We start from the raw sequence: 13,717 nt of genomic DNA, 5'->3' as shown, positions 1-13,717 counted from the left end.
GCCTCCGCTGCGCTACGGCACCTCAGGATGAGGGGGTTGGATTGGATGCAGGGCTCGCGTTCGGCGGCGCCTTACACCCCGACATAGCGTCCTGCATTATTCCGCACAACCGGATTGGCAGCGCTGCCAAAAGCCGCTACAGCCCCCGCCAGCGCCGCCGGAACGAGTGGTGAAGATCAGTATCCGTCCGCGCTTCGACGTGGTGCGGACCAGGGAGAACGCCGATGTCGGTTCAAGCCGCCCCGCTGCGGGGCGCATCCCTCGCGGAGGAAAAGTCCTTCGTCGACCGGACCTACGCCAAGGTGTTCTGGCGCCTCGTGCCGTTCCTGATGCTCTGCTACGTGGTGGCGTATCTCGACCGGGTGAATGTCGGCTTCGCCAAGCTGCAGATGTCCCAGGAGCTGAAGTTCTCCGAGACGGTCTACGGCCTCGGCGCCGGCATTTTCTTTCTGGGCTACTTTTTGTTCGAGGTGCCGTCGAACGTGATCCTGCACCGGGTCGGCGCCCGGGTCTGGATCGCCCGGATCATGATCACCTGGGGGGTGATCTCCGGCGCCTTCGTGTTCGTGAACTCGGAATGGACCTTCTACGGGATGCGCTTCCTGCTCGGTCTCGCCGAGGCCGGCTTCTACCCGGGCGTGATCCTGTACACGACGCAGTGGTTTCCGGCCCACCGCCGGGCCAAGGTCATCGCGGTGTTCATGGCGGCGATCCCGATCTCGGGGATCTTCGGCAACCCGCTCTCGGGCTGGATCATGGATGCGTTCAACGGCGCCCAGGGCCTGTCCGGCTGGCAATGGATGTTTCTGGTCGAGGCCGTGCCGGCGGTGCTGATCGGCGTCGCGGTGTTCCTCTACCTCGACAACCGCCCCGCCGAGGCCAAGTGGCTGACCGACGCCGAGAAGCAGGTCCTCGAGCGCGACATCGCCGCCGACAACCATGGCAAGGAATCGAGCCCGCACTCGATCGCGACCGTGTTCCGCAACGGCCGCGTCTGGTTCATGAGCCTGATCTACTTCGCTTTCGTCACCGGCCAGTACGGCCTGACCTTCTGGCTGCCGACGATCGTCAAGGCGTCCGGCGTGCAGGGCAACCTCAATATCGGCCTGATCAGCGCGATCCCGTTCCTGTGCGCGGCCGTCGTGATGGTCCTGCTGGGCTTGAGCGCCGACCGGATGCGCGAGCGCCGCTGGCACCTGATCATCCCGGCGCTCATCGGCGCCGTCGGCTTCGTGGTCTCGGCGAGCGCGGGCTCGACCACGGTCGCGGTGGCCGCGCTCTCGGTGGCGGCGGCCGGCGTGCTGACCTGCTCGCCCCTGTTCTGGTCCCTGCCCACCGCCTTCCTGAGCGGCGCCGGCGCGGCGGCCGGCATCGCGCTGATCAACTCGGTGGGGAACCTCGCGGGCTTCGTCAGCCCCTACGTGATCGGCGCGCTGCGCGACGCCACCGGCAGCACCGCGGCCGGCATGTACGCGCTCGCGGTGATGCTGGTGGTCGGCTCGGTCTGCGTGTTCGTGACGCCGGCCAGGATGGTCAACCGCTGAGGCGCGTATGCCTCGACGCCCTCTCCTCCCCCTTGCGGGGAGGAGCCGGAGGTGGGGGTGGTTCCGGATGAGGCTCAGCGGTCCCTTCTGAGCCACCCCCACCCCTGACCCCTCCCCGCAAGGGGGAGGGGAAAACGCGGTGTTTCAAACACTTGCTGCCGAGTCTGTTACCTTAGAAGCAGGACCCAACCCGATGGCCACCACCAAGCAGACAGGCCGCGCCGCGGTGATCGGCCTCGGCTCCATGGGTTCCGGCATGGCGGGCTCGCTCCTGCGGGCCGGCTTCTCCGTCGCCGCCTGCGACGTGAACCCGGAGGCCGTCGCGCGCTTCCGGGAGGCGGGCGGGACCGCCGCAGCCCATCCCGCGGAGGCCGCCGACGGAGCCGACGTGGTGGTGAGCGTGGTCGTCAACGCCGCCCAGACCGAGGCGGTGCTGTTCGGCGAGCATGGCGCCGCCGCAGCGATGCCGGAAGGCGCCGTGTTCGTCTCCTCGGCGACCATGGATCCGGCCGTCGCCCGCACGCTGGCAGCGCGGCTGGAGGCCACCGGCCGTCATTACCTCGACGCCCCGATGAGCGGCGGCGCCGCCCGTGCGGCCGATGGCGGCCTGACCTTCCTGGCCTCGGGCTCCCCGGCCGCCTTCGCCAAGGCCCGCCCCGCCCTCGATGCCATGGCCGGCACGCTCTACGAGCTCGGCGACGCGGCCGGCCAGGGCGCGGCCTTCAAGATGATCAACCAGCTGCTCGCCGGCGTGCACATCGCCGCCGCCTGCGAGGCGATGAGCTTTGCCGCCAAGCAGGGCCTCGACCTGGCCCGCGTCTACGAGGTGATCACCAAGTCGGCGGGCAATTCCTGGATGTTCGAGAACCGGGTGCCCCACATCCTCGACGCCGACTACGCGCCGAAGAGCGCGGTCGATATCTTCGTCAAGGATCTCGGCATCGTGCAGGACATGGCCCGGGCGGAGAAGTATCCGGTCCCGGTGGCCGCGGCGGCGCTCCAGATGTTCTTGATGGCGTCCGGCGCCGGCATGGGTCGGGACGACGATGCCTCCGTGGCGCGGCTCTACGCGCAGGTCTCGGGCGCCAAGCTGCCGGGGCAGGCATGAGGGGCGCCGTTGACAGGACCAACGCCGATCCCACCCATCCCCTCATCCTGAGGTGCCCGGCGATCGAAGAGCGCTGGGCCTCGAAGGAGGGCTCCAGCCGGCCGCGCGATCCCTGGACGGCTCCTTCGAAGCGGCTTCACCGCACCTCAGGATGAGGGCGTGGGTAGGATGACGCCCTGCCAAGCAGATTGAACGGGTGCCGAGAGACGAGCCGAGAAAGTCCCAAAACAATGCCGCGCTTTGCCGCCAATCTCAGCCTGATGTTCAACGAGGTGCCGTTCCTCGACCGCTTCGACGCGGCGGCCCGGGCCGGGTTCGACGCCGTCGAGTTCCTGTTTCCCTACGAGCACCCGCCCGAGGCCATCGCCGAGCGGCTCCGGGCGAACGGCCTGACCCAGGCGCTGTTCAACCTGCCCCCGGGGGATTTCGCCAAGGGCGAGCGCGGCTTGGCGGCATTGCCTGAACGGTTGGATGAGCTGAAGGCGGGCGTCGATACGGCGCTGCGCTACGCCGAGGCGACCGGCGTCGCCCGGCTGCATCTGATGGCGGGCCTCGCCCCGCACGATGACGCCAAAGCCGCCGAGGCCTATCGCCGGGCGGTGGCCTGGACGGCGGAACGCCTGGGTGCGGCCGGCCTCGACCTCGTGCTCGAGCCGATCAACAGCCGCAACATGCCGGGCTACTTTCTCAACGATTTCGGCCGGGCGGCGGATCTCATCCATGAGCTGGCGCTGCCGAACCTGAAGCTGCAGTTCGACCTCTACCATTGCCAGATCCTGCACGGCGACGTGACCATGCGGCTGCGTGCGCTGATGCCGATCGTCGGCCATGTCCAAACGGCGAGCGTGCCGGAGCGGCACGAGCCGGGCACCGGCGAGATGAACGACGCGTTCCTGTTCGACGAGCTGGACCGGCTCGGCTACGCCGGCTTCGTCGGCTGCGAGTACATCCCGGCCGCCGACACCGTGGCCGGCCTCGGCTGGCTCACCGCCTACAGAGGGAGAGCCCGATGAGCCTCGCGCTGGGATGCGTCGCCGACGATTACACGGGCGCCTCGGACCTCGCCAACACCCTGACCAAGGCGGGCCTGCGCACGATCCAGACCATCGGCGTGCCGGAGGATGACCGCGCCCTGCCGGAGGCCGACGCAGTGGTGGTGGCGCTCAAGAGCCGCTCGATCCCGGCCGACGAGGCCGTGGCGCGGTCCCGCGAGGCTGAAGCCTGGCTGCGAGCCCGGGGCGCGGCCCACGTGATGTTCAAGGTCTGCTCGACCTTCGATTCCACCCACGCCGGCAATATCGGCCCCGTGATGGATGCCCTGCGGGAAGCGGCCGGCGAGGCGATCGCGCTCGTCACCCCCGCCTTCCCGGAGACGGGACGCAGCGTCTACCAGGGCAACCTGTTCGTCGGCTCGGTGCCGCTGAACGAGAGCCCGCTCAAGGACCACCCGCTCAACCCGATGCGCGACGCCAACCTGGTGCGCGTGCTGGCGCGCCAGAGCACCGGCGCGGTCGGGCTCATCGACACCGCGACGGTGGCACGGGGCGCCGAGGCAGTGGCGGCCCGGCTCGACGCCCTGGCGGCGGAGGGCAAGCAGGCGGCCATCGCGGACGCGATCTTCGACAGCGACCTCGAAACCCTCGGCCGGGCGATCATCGCGAGGAAATTCTCGGTGGGCGCCTCGGGGCTGGGCCTCGGTCTTGCCCGCGCCCTCGTCGCCGACGGACGCGGTACCCGGGATGCGGCCGGCGCGGCCATGGGCGAGCCGGTGGGCGGGGCCGCGGCCTGCCTCGCGGGCAGCTGCTCGCAGGCGACCCTCCAGCAGATCGCCGCCGCGGAGGCGCAGATGCCGGTGCTGCGCCTCGATACCGCGGCCCTGCTCGCCGGAGCCGACGCGGTGGCGGAGGCGCTGGCCTTCGCCGAGAAGAACCTGGCCGCCGGCCCGGTGCTGATCGCCTCCTCGGCGACCCCCGAGGCGGTGCGCGCCCTCCAGGCCCAGCACGGGGTCGACGCGGTCGGCCACGCCATCGAGGCTGCGCTGGCGGCCATCGCCGAGGGGCTGGTCGCCCGCGGCGTGCGCCGGCTCGTGGTGGCCGGGGGCGAGACTTCAGGCGCCGTGGTCGACCGGCTGGGGCTCCGGGCGTTCCTGCTTGGCCCCGAGATCGCCGCCGGCGTGCCGATCCTGCGCAGTGCCGGCCGGCCCGAGCCGCTGCTGCTCGCCCTGAAGTCCGGCAATTTCGGCGGCCCGGACTTCTTCGGGCGCGCCCTGGACATGATGGCCTGACCGCCGCCAGCAGATAAGAGGTTACCCATGCACGCCCTGATTCTCGGCGCCGCCGGCATGATCGGCCGCCGCCTCGTCGATGCCCTGGTCGCGGACGGCACGGTCGGCGGCGCGCCGCTCACCGCCCTCACCCTGCTCGACGTCGTGCCGCCGACCGCCCCGACGGGCTTCTCCGGCCCGGTGAAGGCCGAGGCCGCGGATCTCACCGCCCCCGGCGCCGCCGATTCCGCCATCGCCGAGCGCCCGGGGGTGATCTTCCACCTCGCCGCGGTGGTCTCGGGCGAGGCCGAGGCCAACCTGGAGCTGGGCTACCGGGTCAACCTCGACGGCACGCGGCTGCTGCTCGACGCGATCCGCCGGGCCAACGCCGCCGACGGCTATCGGCCGAAGCTGGTCTTCACCTCGTCGCTGGCGGTGTTCGGGCCGCCCTTCCCGAAGGTGATCCCGGACGACTTCATCCTGCGCCCGGCCTCCTCGTACGGCGTCCAGAAGGCGATGGGCGAGCTGATGCTCGCCGACTACGCGCGCCGCGGCTTTTTGGACGGGATCGGCCTGCGCCTGCCGACCATCTGCGTGCGTCCGGGCAAGCCCAACAAGGCGGCCTCGGGTTTCTTCTCCGGGATCATCCGCGAGCCGCTGGCCGGTCAGGAGGCTGTGCTGCCGGTGCCCGAGACGGTGCGCCACTGGTTCGCGAGCCCCGCCGCCGCGGTGGGTTTCCTGGTCCATGCGGCCGGGCTCGACCTCGCGGCCATCGGCCCGCGGATCAGCCTGACCATGCCGGGCGTCTCGGCCACCGTGGCCGAGGAGATCGAGGCGCTGCGGCGCGTAGCGGGCGACACGGCCGTGGCGTTGATCCGGCGCGAGCCGGACGCCGCCATCGCCCGGATCGTCGGCTCCTGGCCGGAGGCGTTCGAGCCGGAAGCGGCCCTCGCGCTCGGCTTCCGGGCGGACGCCTCCTTCGACGCGATCGTGGCGCAGCATGTGGCGGAGTTCCACGCCGGCTGAGGCGTTATGCCAGGGCGGAGCGGATATCGGTCTGCGGGAAATCGTTGCCGATGAACAGCAGCGGCACGCCGTGGACCTGCGCACAGGCATAGGCGAAGCAGTCGCCGAGGTTCAGCCTAGCCGGGTGGCGTCCCTTGCCGAAACGGGCATGGGCGATCAGGGCTGCGGCTGTCTCTGTCGCGGTGATCGGTACGATTCTCAGGCCGGCTGTGCGTACGAACTCATCGATCTCCGCCTCGATGTCGGCAACCGCCATCACCTTCTTCCGGGCTACTGCGATCACCGTCTCGAACAAGGCGAGGCCGGAGGTGAGCGGCGTAGCGGCGCGCTCGAGACTATCCAACAGGTCGCGACTTCCTGGTTCACCAGTCAGAATCGCGACGAGAGCCGAGGCATCGACGAACATCACTCGTCGTTTAGGCTGTCATAGAAGGCCTTGTCGGCCTCAAGACCGGTGTTCGGCACAGCTGCGATTCGGTCGAGCAGCGGCTTCAGTCGCTCCGCGAGCGGCACCCGTGGCTCCTGACGCCCCAGCTCGTTCGTGAGCGCGATCCGCACCGCCTCGGTCTTGCTCACCCCGGCCCGCGAGGCCAGTTTCTCCGCGAGCTGGTTGACCTCCTCATTGCGGATGTTGAGCGGCATGACCGTCCCCGTGTAGAGATCCGAAAGGCTAGTGTCTCGACACGGGCGCCGCAAGCCGCGCGCCGCCACCCCGAAACAAGGATCCCGATGACCCGCCTCGACGAGGCCCGCGCCGCGCTGAAGAAGACCTTCGGGTACGAGGATTTCCGTCCCGGGCAGGACGAGGTGATCGGCGCGGTTCTGGACGGCGACGACGTGTTCGCCGTGATGCCCACGGGCTCGGGCAAGTCGATGACCTACCAGCTGCCGGCGCTGATCGATTCGGGGCTGACCGTGGTGGTCTCGCCCCTGATCGCGCTGATGCACGATCAGGTCCAGCAGATGCGCAGCGTCGGCGTCGAGGCCGCCACCCTCAACTCCTCCGTGGCGGAGGCGGAGTCGCGCGAGACCTGGCGCAGCCTGCGGTCCGGAGAGTTGCGGCTGCTGTTCGTCTCCCCCGAGCGCCTGCTGATGGAGGGCTGCATCGAGGCCCTGCGCGGGGTCGGGGTCCGGCGGCTCGCGGTCGACGAGGCCCATTGCGTCTCGCAATGGGGGCACGATTTCCGGCCCGAATACCGGGAAATCGCCCGGGCCCGGCAGGCGCTCGGCAACGTCCAGACCCTGGCGCTGACCGCCACCGCCGATGCCGCCACCCGGGCCGAGATCGCCGAGCGGCTGTTCCCGCAGGGGCGCGGCCCAAAAATCTTCGTCCATTCCTTCGACCGGCCGAACATCCGGCTGACCTTCCAGCCCAAGGACAACCCGGCCCGGCAGATCGAGCGGTTCCTGAAGCACCGAAGGGCGGAGAGCGGGATCATCTACTGCTCCTCGCGCAAGCGCGTCGAGCAGCTGGCCGAGACCCTCAAGAAGGACGGGTTCGACGCCCTGCCCTACCATGCCGGCCTCGACCAGGGCACGCGGATGCGCAACCAGGACCGGTTCCTCCAGGAGGACGGGGTGGTGATGACCGCCACGATCGCCTTCGGCATGGGCATCAACAAGCCCGACGTGCGCTTCGTCTGCCACGCCGACATGCCCAACAACGTCGAGGGCTATTACCAGGAGATCGGTCGCGCCGGCCGCGACGGGCTGCCGGCCGACACGCTGACCCTCTACGGGCTCGACGACATGGCGCTCCGCCGCCGCCAGATCGACGAGAAGGAGATCTCCGACGAGCGCCGCCGGGTCGAGCGGCGCAAGCTCGAGGCGATGATCTCCTTGTGCGAGGGCGCCACCTGCCGGCGCCAGTCGCTGCTCGCCTATTTTGGCGAGGCGAGCGAGCCCTGCGGCCGCTGCGACCTCTGCCGCGGCGGCGTCACCCTGGTGGACGGGACCGTGGCGGCGCAGAAGATCCTGTCGGCGATCGTGCGCACCGGCCAGCGCTTCGGCGCGGCCTATATCTGCGACGTGGTCCACGGCAAGGAGAGCGAGCAGGTCCGCCGGAACGGCCATACCAGCCTCAAGACCTTCGGGGTCGGGGCGGACAAGCCGGTGGCCGCCTGGCGGGCGATCCTGCGCCAGCTCTTCGCCGCTGGGGCGATCGCCGAGAATGCCGACGGCTATGGCGGCCTGTCCATGACCGAGAAGGGCGAGGCGATCCTGTTCGGGCGCGAGCCGGTCAAGCTGCGCCCCGATCCGGAACCAAAGGCCGAATCCCGCGAACGCCGCCGCACCGCGCCGCGCGAGGATGGTGAGATCGCTCTCTCCGAGACCGACGAGGCCCTGTTCCAGCATCTGCGCGGCCTGCGCGCCACCCTGGCCCGGGCCGAGGGCATCGCCGCCTTCATGGTGTTCCCGGACCGGACCCTGATCGAGATGGCCCGCCAGAAGCCCGTCGACCTCTGGGCCCTGCGCGCGGTCCACGGGGTCGGCGAGCGCAAGCGCGAGGCCTATGGCGAGAAGTTCGTGGCGGCGATCAGCGAGTTTCTGGCCGAGCCGCCGGCGGCGTGAGCCTGCCGCCTCGGCGGCCGGTCCGGCGCGAGCCCCAAGCCTCAAGCCTCAAGCCTCAAGCCTCAAGCAGTTTCACCCTCGGCGCGCCCGGCCGCTTCCTGTAGGCAAGCCGCCACCTCGAATCGATCGGACCCGTCATTTCGACACGCATCCCCGTCGCCGACGCACTGGCCCAGAACACGTCCGGAAAGCCGGACGGTGACGCGCCGCGGGCACTGACCTCCCGCATCGTGTTCTACATGCCGGGCTTCGATCCGCGCGATCCGGAGACCTATTGGGGCCTGTTCCGCCGCGAGGCCCGGTTCACCGCTGCGCGCCGGGGCGCCGCGATCGCGGTCGGCGATCCGGTCCGCTCGGCGGACGGGCTCGAACTCGCCTGGACGGCGGAGTCGCGCGGGGTCTCGACCCGCTACGTCCTGCTGCGCTGGGAGGACATCGTCCGGGCTCGGTTCCCGCAATCCGACTGGACGCGGCTTCGGGGCGTCCCGGTCCTGCTCTGGCGGCTGTGGCGGACGGGTTACATGGCGGACCTGAACCGGGAGGGCTGGCGCTTCTCCACGGTGATCTTCTGCGTCCACTACATCTACCTCGCGTTCGCGCTTCTCAGCCTCGCGGCAGCGGGAGGGCTCGTCGCCCTGGCACCGGCGCAGCTCCAGCCCTGGAGCCTGCTGGCGGTGCCGCCGCTCGCCTACGCGATCCTGGCCGGCCTGATCCGGGCGACCCGCGGCAAGCCGCTCTACGTGCCCCACCTCGTGGACGACACCGCCTTCACGCATGCCTACGCGGCGGGCGAGGCGCCCGAGATGGAGCCGCGGCTCGACGCCTTCGCGGCGCGCATCCACGCCGCCGAGGGCGAAGCCGACGAGGTGGTGGTGGTCGGCCATTCCTCGTCGAGCTTCCTCGGCATCGAGGTGCTCGACCGGGTGCTCGCCCGCGATCCCGGCTTCGGCCGCCGCGGCACGCCGATCTCGTTCGTGAGCATCGGCAGCGTCATCCCCTGGCTCGGCCTCGACCAGGCCGCCGAAAAATTCCGCGCCAGCCTCCTGCGCTTCGGGCGGGCCGCGCAGATCGGCTGGCTCGACGTGCGCGCCACCTGGGATTGGCTGTCGATCCACAAGAACAACCCGATCGCCGCCTGCGGCCTCACCCCGCCCGATCCCGCCCGCCCGTCCGTGCGCTGGGTGGCAATCCACGAACTGATCACCAGCGCCGATGTCGGCCGGCGCCAGTGGAACCTGTTCCAGATGCACTTCCAGCTGCTCATGGCGAGCCAGCGCGACAGCGGTTTCGACTATCTCGACGTGGTCACCGGGCCGGAGCCGGTGCACGCGCTCGTCGCCTGCTGCCGAGAGGACGGCGCGCCCGGCCTCTAGCGCCGCGGCATCGCCATCCTCTCTGCTGTACGGATCCGTCCGAGCCGCCCCCCGGCCCCCTGCCCCGCGCCGGCGGATGTTGCCAGCGCGGGCGCTTCCGCTTTAGAGCCGGGGCAGCCTGAGATCTCAGCCCGGTTCGGGTTCGCCGCGGTATGCGCCTCTCGGGACGGACCGCTCTCTGCCGAGACCTTCGCATGTTCCGCAACGACGTTCCGATCACCCCCGAGCTCGTGGCCCAGCACGGCCTCACGCCGGAGGAGTACGAGCGCTTCCGCGGCCTGATCGGGCGCGACCCGACGCTCACCGAGCTCGGCATCGTCTCGGCGATGTGGAACGAGCACTGCTCGTACAAGTCCTCGCGCAAGCACCTGCGCGGGCTGCCGACCTCGGGCCCGCACGTGATCCAGGGCCCAGGTGAGAATGCCGGCGTGATCGACATCGGCGACGGGCTGGCCTGCGTCTTCAAGATGGAGAGCCACAACCACCCGAGCTACATCGAGCCCTACCAGGGCGCGGCGACCGGCGTCGGCGGCATCCTGCGGGACGTGTTCACCATGGGCGCGCGGCCGATCGCGGCGCTCAACGCCCTGCGCTTCGGCTCCCCCGACCATCCGCGCACCCGCGGCCTGGTCTCGGGCGTGGTGGCCGGTGTCGGCGGCTACGGCAATTCCTTCGGCGTGCCGACCGTCGGCGGCCTGACCGGCTTCCACCGCCGCTACGACGGCAACATCCTGGTCAACGCCATGGCGGTGGGGCTCGCCCGCACCGACGCGATCTTCTACGCGGCCGCCACCGGGGTGGGGAACCCGATCGTCTATCTCGGCTCCAAGACCGGCCGCGACGGCATCCACGGCGCCACCATGGCGTCGGCGGAGTTCGACGAGGCTTCCGAATCGAAGCGCCCGACCGTGCAGGTCGGCGACCCCTTCGCCGAGAAGCTGCTGCTGGAGGCCTGCCTCGAGCTGATGGCCTCGGGCGCGGTCATCGCCATCCAGGACATGGGCGCGGCGGGGCTGACCTGCTCGGCGGTCGAGATGGGCGCCAAAGGCGACCTCGGCGTCGAGCTCGACATCGAGAAGGTGCCGGCCCGCGAGGCCGGCATGACCCCCTACGAGATGATGCTCTCCGAGAGCCAGGAGCGCATGCTCATGGTGCTCAAGCCCGGCATGGAGGCGGAGGCGGAAAGCATCTTCGTGAAGTGGGGCCTCGACTTCGCGGTGATCGGCCGGACCACCGACACGCTGCGGTTCGTGGTCAAGTGGCACGGCGAGACCGTGGCCGACCTGCCGATCAAGGAACTGGGCGACGAGGCGCCGCTCTACGACCGGCCGCACCTCGCCAACACCCATCAGCCGATGATCGCCGCGTCCACGGTGCCGGCGCCCGCCTCCCTCACCGACGCCCTCAAGCGCCTCGTTGGCTCGCCGGACCTCGCCTCGAAGCGCTGGGTCTATGAGCAGTACGATCACTTCATCCTCGGCAACACCGTGCAGAAGCCCGGTGGCGACGCCGCTATCGTGCGGGTCGAGGACGGTCCGAAGGGCCTGGCGCTGACCTGCGACGTCACCCCGCGCTACTGCGAGGCCGATCCGGTCGAGGGCGGCCGGCAGGCGGTGGCCGAGGCCTGGCGCAACATCACCGCGGTGGGCGCCCGCCCGCTCGCCATCACCGACAACCTGAACTTCGGCAACCCGGAGAAGCCCGAGGTGATGGGCCAGCTCGTCGGCTGCCTCCAGGGCATCGGCGAGGCCTGCCGGGCGCTCGACTTCCCGGTCGTGTCGGGCAACGTCTCGCTCTACAACGAGACCAACGGCGTCGGCATCCTGCCGACCCCGACCATCGGCGGCGTCGGCGTGCTTGACGACGTGGAGCGCCACGCCACCATCGCCCTCAAGCGCGAGGGCGACGTGCTGGTGCTGGTCGGCTCCGGCGAGGGCTGGCTCGGCCAGTCGGCCTATCTGGCGGTGATCGAGGGCCGGGAAGAGGGCGCACCGCCGCCGGTGGATCTCTCGCTCGAGCGCCGCAACGGCGATTTCGTGCGCGGGCTGATCACCGCGGGGGTCGTCGACACCGTCCACGACCTGTCCGACGGCGGCCTTGCGGTGGCGCTCGCCGAGATGGCGATGGCCGGCGGCATCGGCGCCGCCCTGCCGGAGGTGCCGGTGGATCTGCCGGCCCACGCCTACCTGTTCGGCGAGGACCAGGGCCGCTACCTGCTGGCGGTCGATCCGGAGGCGGCCAGCGACCTGCTCTACAGCGCCTCGGCCCAGGGCATCGACGCGGCCGTGGTCGGGGTCACCGGCTCCGACCGTTTGACCCTGCCGGGCGGCGAGACCATATCGCTGTCCGAGCTGAGTGCGGCCCACGAGGGCTGGCTGCCCGCCTACATGGCGAGCCAGCCGGCCGCGCCGGCCGCCTGAACCCCTTACGCCCAGGAGTTTTCCGATGCCGATGGATGCGGGCGAGATCGAGCGCATGATCCGCGAAGCGCTGCCCGACGCGCAGGTCGAGATCCGAGATCTCGCCGGCGACGGCGACCATTACGCGGCCACCGTCCTGTCCGCCGCGTTCAAGGGCAAGACCCGGGTCGCCCAGCACCAGATGGTCTATGGCGCCCTCCAGGGCCGGATGGGCGGCGTGTTGCACGCCCTTGCGCTGACCACGGGCGTCCCTCAGGATTAGGCCTTCTCGCGGGAGTTCTCCCGATGGACCGACCGAGCCTCTACGACGACGACATCGTGACCTGGGCTGAGGAGCAGGTGACGGCCTTGCGCGTCCTCGCCCTGCGCGGCGACCTGTCGAACGCGGTCGACTGGGCGAACGTGATCGAGGAGATCGAGAGCGTGGGGCGGGCCGATATTGAGCGGGTCGAGAGTGCTATCCTCCAGCTGTTGATCCACGTCCTCAAATATGCGTCGGCGCCCGGTGCCCAATCGACGAAATCCTGGCGCAAGGAGGTCCTTGTCTTTCAGGCATCCGCGCGTCGGAATTATCGGCGGTCGATGCGGCAGCGCATCGACTGGGACGCGCTTTGGTCGTCGGCCAGAAAGATTGCTGATTCCTCGCTCAGGATGTTCGGCGACGCGCTGCTCGGCGGGTTGCCGGACCGCATGCCGTTCACGCCCGAGGAGATAACGGCGCCCGGCTTCGACATGGACGAAGCGCTGGAGCGTCTCGCCACGGTGTTGAATTCCGACCCTGGTCACCCCTAAATCACGCTATCGCACGAGGACTGACCTAATGACCGACGCCAACGCAACCATCCAGAACGAGATCGCCTCCCAGGACGTGGTGGTGTTCATGAAGGGCACCCCGCAGATGCCGCAATGCGGCTTCTCGGGCCAGGTGGTGCAGATCCTCAATTACCTCGAAGTGCCGTTCAAGGGCGTGAATGTGCTGGCCGACCAGGGCATCCGCGAGGGCATCAAGGCGTTCTCGAACTGGCCGACTATCCCGCAGATCTACGTGAAGGGCGAGTTCGTCGGCGGCTGCGACATCACTCGCGAGATGTTCCAGTCGGGCGAGCTGCAGACCTTTTTGGCCGAGAAGGGCATCCCGGTGAAGTCCGCCGCCGCCTGATTTTTTCGGGACTCGGCCGGATGGATCAGGGCGCCTGCGGGCGCCCTTTTTCGTGCCGGGTCGGGCTTATGCAGCAACGGCCATCGCGCCCCGTCGGGGCACCCGTGGGCGGGGCGCATTCGCGTTCGCCGGCACGATCGCCTATATCAGAACCGTTCCATGCCCAGACGCCGTCGATCCCCGTGTGACCGGCGGCGTCTGGGCCTTTGTCGTGACGCGCTCTCTTTCGCCGAACCGGCTTCCACTTCGGCGG

At 69.9% G+C, this 13,717-nt stretch carries 13 protein-coding genes; 11 read left to right on the top strand and 2 right to left on the bottom strand.

Going from position 1 to position 13,717, the window contains the following annotated elements; genetic code table 11:
• Window positions 1-224 precede the first annotated feature (224 nt).
• The 5 genes from MKK67_RS29580 (at window position 225) to denD (ending at window position 5,941) form a co-directional block, all read left to right on the top strand.
• Window positions 225-1,544: an MFS transporter gene (locus MKK67_RS29580; protein WP_243972301.1), complete on the top strand. Its 1,320-nt coding sequence runs from the start codon at window positions 225-227 to the stop codon at window positions 1,542-1,544.
• Window positions 1,545-1,737: 193 nt separating this feature from the next.
• On the top strand, window positions 1,738-2,652 hold the full coding sequence (gene ltnD, locus MKK67_RS29575; RefSeq protein WP_243972299.1) for an L-threonate dehydrogenase: 915 nt from the start codon (window positions 1,738-1,740) through the stop codon (window positions 2,650-2,652).
• Window positions 2,653-2,882: 230 nt separating this feature from the next.
• A complete protein-coding gene (otnI, locus tag MKK67_RS29570) occupies window positions 2,883-3,665 on the top strand; it encodes a 2-oxo-tetronate isomerase (protein WP_243972297.1) in 783 nt (260 codons plus the stop codon).
• A complete protein-coding gene (gene otnK, locus MKK67_RS29565) occupies window positions 3,662-4,936 on the top strand; it encodes a 3-oxo-tetronate kinase (protein ID WP_243972295.1) in 1,275 nt (424 codons plus the stop codon). Before otnI ends, otnK begins: the two co-directional genes overlap by 4 nt.
• 27 nt (window positions 4,937-4,963) lie before the next feature.
• On the top strand, window positions 4,964-5,941 hold the full coding sequence (gene denD / locus MKK67_RS29560) for a D-erythronate dehydrogenase (RefSeq protein WP_243972292.1): 978 nt from the start codon (window positions 4,964-4,966) through the stop codon (window positions 5,939-5,941).
• A 4-nt stretch (window positions 5,942-5,945) separates the two neighbouring features.
• Here the strand turns inward: denD and MKK67_RS29555 are convergent, their stop codons facing one another.
• Both MKK67_RS29555 and MKK67_RS29550 read right to left on the bottom strand, forming a co-directional pair.
• Window positions 5,946-6,347: a type II toxin-antitoxin system VapC family toxin gene (locus MKK67_RS29555; RefSeq protein ID WP_243972290.1), complete on the bottom strand. Its 402-nt coding sequence runs from the start codon at window positions 6,345-6,347 to the stop codon at window positions 5,946-5,948.
• Complete coding sequence (locus tag MKK67_RS29550; RefSeq protein WP_243972288.1) at window positions 6,347-6,583, bottom strand: type II toxin-antitoxin system VapB family antitoxin; 237 nt, start codon at window positions 6,581-6,583, stop codon at window positions 6,347-6,349. The genes MKK67_RS29555 and MKK67_RS29550 overlap by 1 nt, the downstream gene beginning before the upstream one ends.
• Window positions 6,584-6,670: 87 nt before the next feature.
• Between MKK67_RS29550 and recQ the strand changes: the two genes are divergently transcribed.
• The 6 genes from recQ (at window position 6,671) to grxD (ending at window position 13,464) form a co-directional block, all read left to right on the top strand.
• The gene (gene recQ / locus MKK67_RS29545; protein ID WP_243972287.1) at window positions 6,671-8,512 is read left to right on the top strand and encodes a DNA helicase RecQ; all 1,842 of its coding nucleotides are present in this window, start codon (window positions 6,671-6,673) and stop codon (window positions 8,510-8,512) included.
• Between the two features lie 239 nt (window positions 8,513-8,751).
• Window positions 8,752-9,885 carry a hydrolase gene (locus MKK67_RS29540; protein ID WP_243972337.1) on the top strand — a complete coding sequence of 378 codons (1,134 nt, stop codon included), beginning with the start codon at window positions 8,752-8,754 and terminating at the stop codon, window positions 9,883-9,885.
• 194 nt (window positions 9,886-10,079) lie between these two features.
• Window positions 10,080-12,305 carry a phosphoribosylformylglycinamidine synthase subunit PurL gene (gene purL / locus MKK67_RS29535; protein ID WP_243972285.1) on the top strand — a complete coding sequence of 742 codons (2,226 nt, stop codon included), beginning with the start codon at window positions 10,080-10,082 and terminating at the stop codon, window positions 12,303-12,305.
• Window positions 12,306-12,330: 25 nt separating this feature from the next.
• Window positions 12,331-12,567 carry a BolA family protein gene (locus MKK67_RS29530; RefSeq protein WP_007568343.1) on the top strand — a complete coding sequence of 79 codons (237 nt, stop codon included), beginning with the start codon at window positions 12,331-12,333 and terminating at the stop codon, window positions 12,565-12,567.
• Window positions 12,568-12,590: 23 nt separating this feature from the next.
• Window positions 12,591-13,097, top strand: coding sequence for a DUF29 domain-containing protein (locus tag MKK67_RS29525; protein WP_243972283.1), 507 nt, complete (start codon window positions 12,591-12,593; stop codon window positions 13,095-13,097).
• 28 nt (window positions 13,098-13,125) lie between these two features.
• Window positions 13,126-13,464 carry a Grx4 family monothiol glutaredoxin gene (gene grxD / locus MKK67_RS29520; protein ID WP_147855269.1) on the top strand — a complete coding sequence of 113 codons (339 nt, stop codon included), beginning with the start codon at window positions 13,126-13,128 and terminating at the stop codon, window positions 13,462-13,464.
• Window positions 13,465-13,717: the final 253 nt, after the last annotated feature.

Source organism: Methylobacterium sp. J-072, from assembly GCF_022829425.1.
In the GTDB taxonomy this organism is placed as follows: domain Bacteria; phylum Pseudomonadota; class Alphaproteobacteria; order Rhizobiales; family Beijerinckiaceae; genus Methylobacterium.
The sequence above is the reverse complement of the archived record's forward strand: the minus strand, read 5'-3'. Positions and strand labels throughout refer to the sequence as shown.

What these genes read in the sequence shown, in the direction of transcription:
- MKK67_RS29580 (WP_243972301.1), top strand. Translation starts at nt 225, where the DNA reads ATGTCGGTTCAAGCCGCCCCGCTGCGGGGCGCATCCCTCGCGGAGGAA.
- ltnD (WP_243972299.1), top strand. Translation starts at nt 1,738, where the DNA reads ATGGCCACCACCAAGCAGACAGGCCGCGCCGCGGTGATCGGCCTCGGC.
- otnI (WP_243972297.1), top strand. Translation starts at nt 2,883, where the DNA reads ATGCCGCGCTTTGCCGCCAATCTCAGCCTGATGTTCAACGAGGTGCCG.
- otnK (WP_243972295.1), top strand. Translation starts at nt 3,662, where the DNA reads ATGAGCCTCGCGCTGGGATGCGTCGCCGACGATTACACGGGCGCCTCG.
- denD (WP_243972292.1), top strand. Translation starts at nt 4,964, where the DNA reads ATGCACGCCCTGATTCTCGGCGCCGCCGGCATGATCGGCCGCCGCCTC.
- MKK67_RS29555 (WP_243972290.1), bottom strand. Translation starts at nt 6,347, where the DNA reads ATGTTCGTCGATGCCTCGGCTCTCGTCGCGATTCTGACTGGTGAACCA.
- MKK67_RS29550 (WP_243972288.1), bottom strand. Translation starts at nt 6,583, where the DNA reads ATGCCGCTCAACATCCGCAATGAGGAGGTCAACCAGCTCGCGGAGAAA.
- recQ (WP_243972287.1), top strand. Translation starts at nt 6,671, where the DNA reads ATGACCCGCCTCGACGAGGCCCGCGCCGCGCTGAAGAAGACCTTCGGG.
- MKK67_RS29540 (WP_243972337.1), top strand. Translation starts at nt 8,752, where the DNA reads ATGCCGGGCTTCGATCCGCGCGATCCGGAGACCTATTGGGGCCTGTTC.
- purL (WP_243972285.1), top strand. Translation starts at nt 10,080, where the DNA reads ATGTTCCGCAACGACGTTCCGATCACCCCCGAGCTCGTGGCCCAGCAC.
- MKK67_RS29530 (WP_007568343.1), top strand. Translation starts at nt 12,331, where the DNA reads ATGCCGATGGATGCGGGCGAGATCGAGCGCATGATCCGCGAAGCGCTG.
- MKK67_RS29525 (WP_243972283.1), top strand. Translation starts at nt 12,591, where the DNA reads ATGGACCGACCGAGCCTCTACGACGACGACATCGTGACCTGGGCTGAG.
- grxD (WP_147855269.1), top strand. Translation starts at nt 13,126, where the DNA reads ATGACCGACGCCAACGCAACCATCCAGAACGAGATCGCCTCCCAGGAC.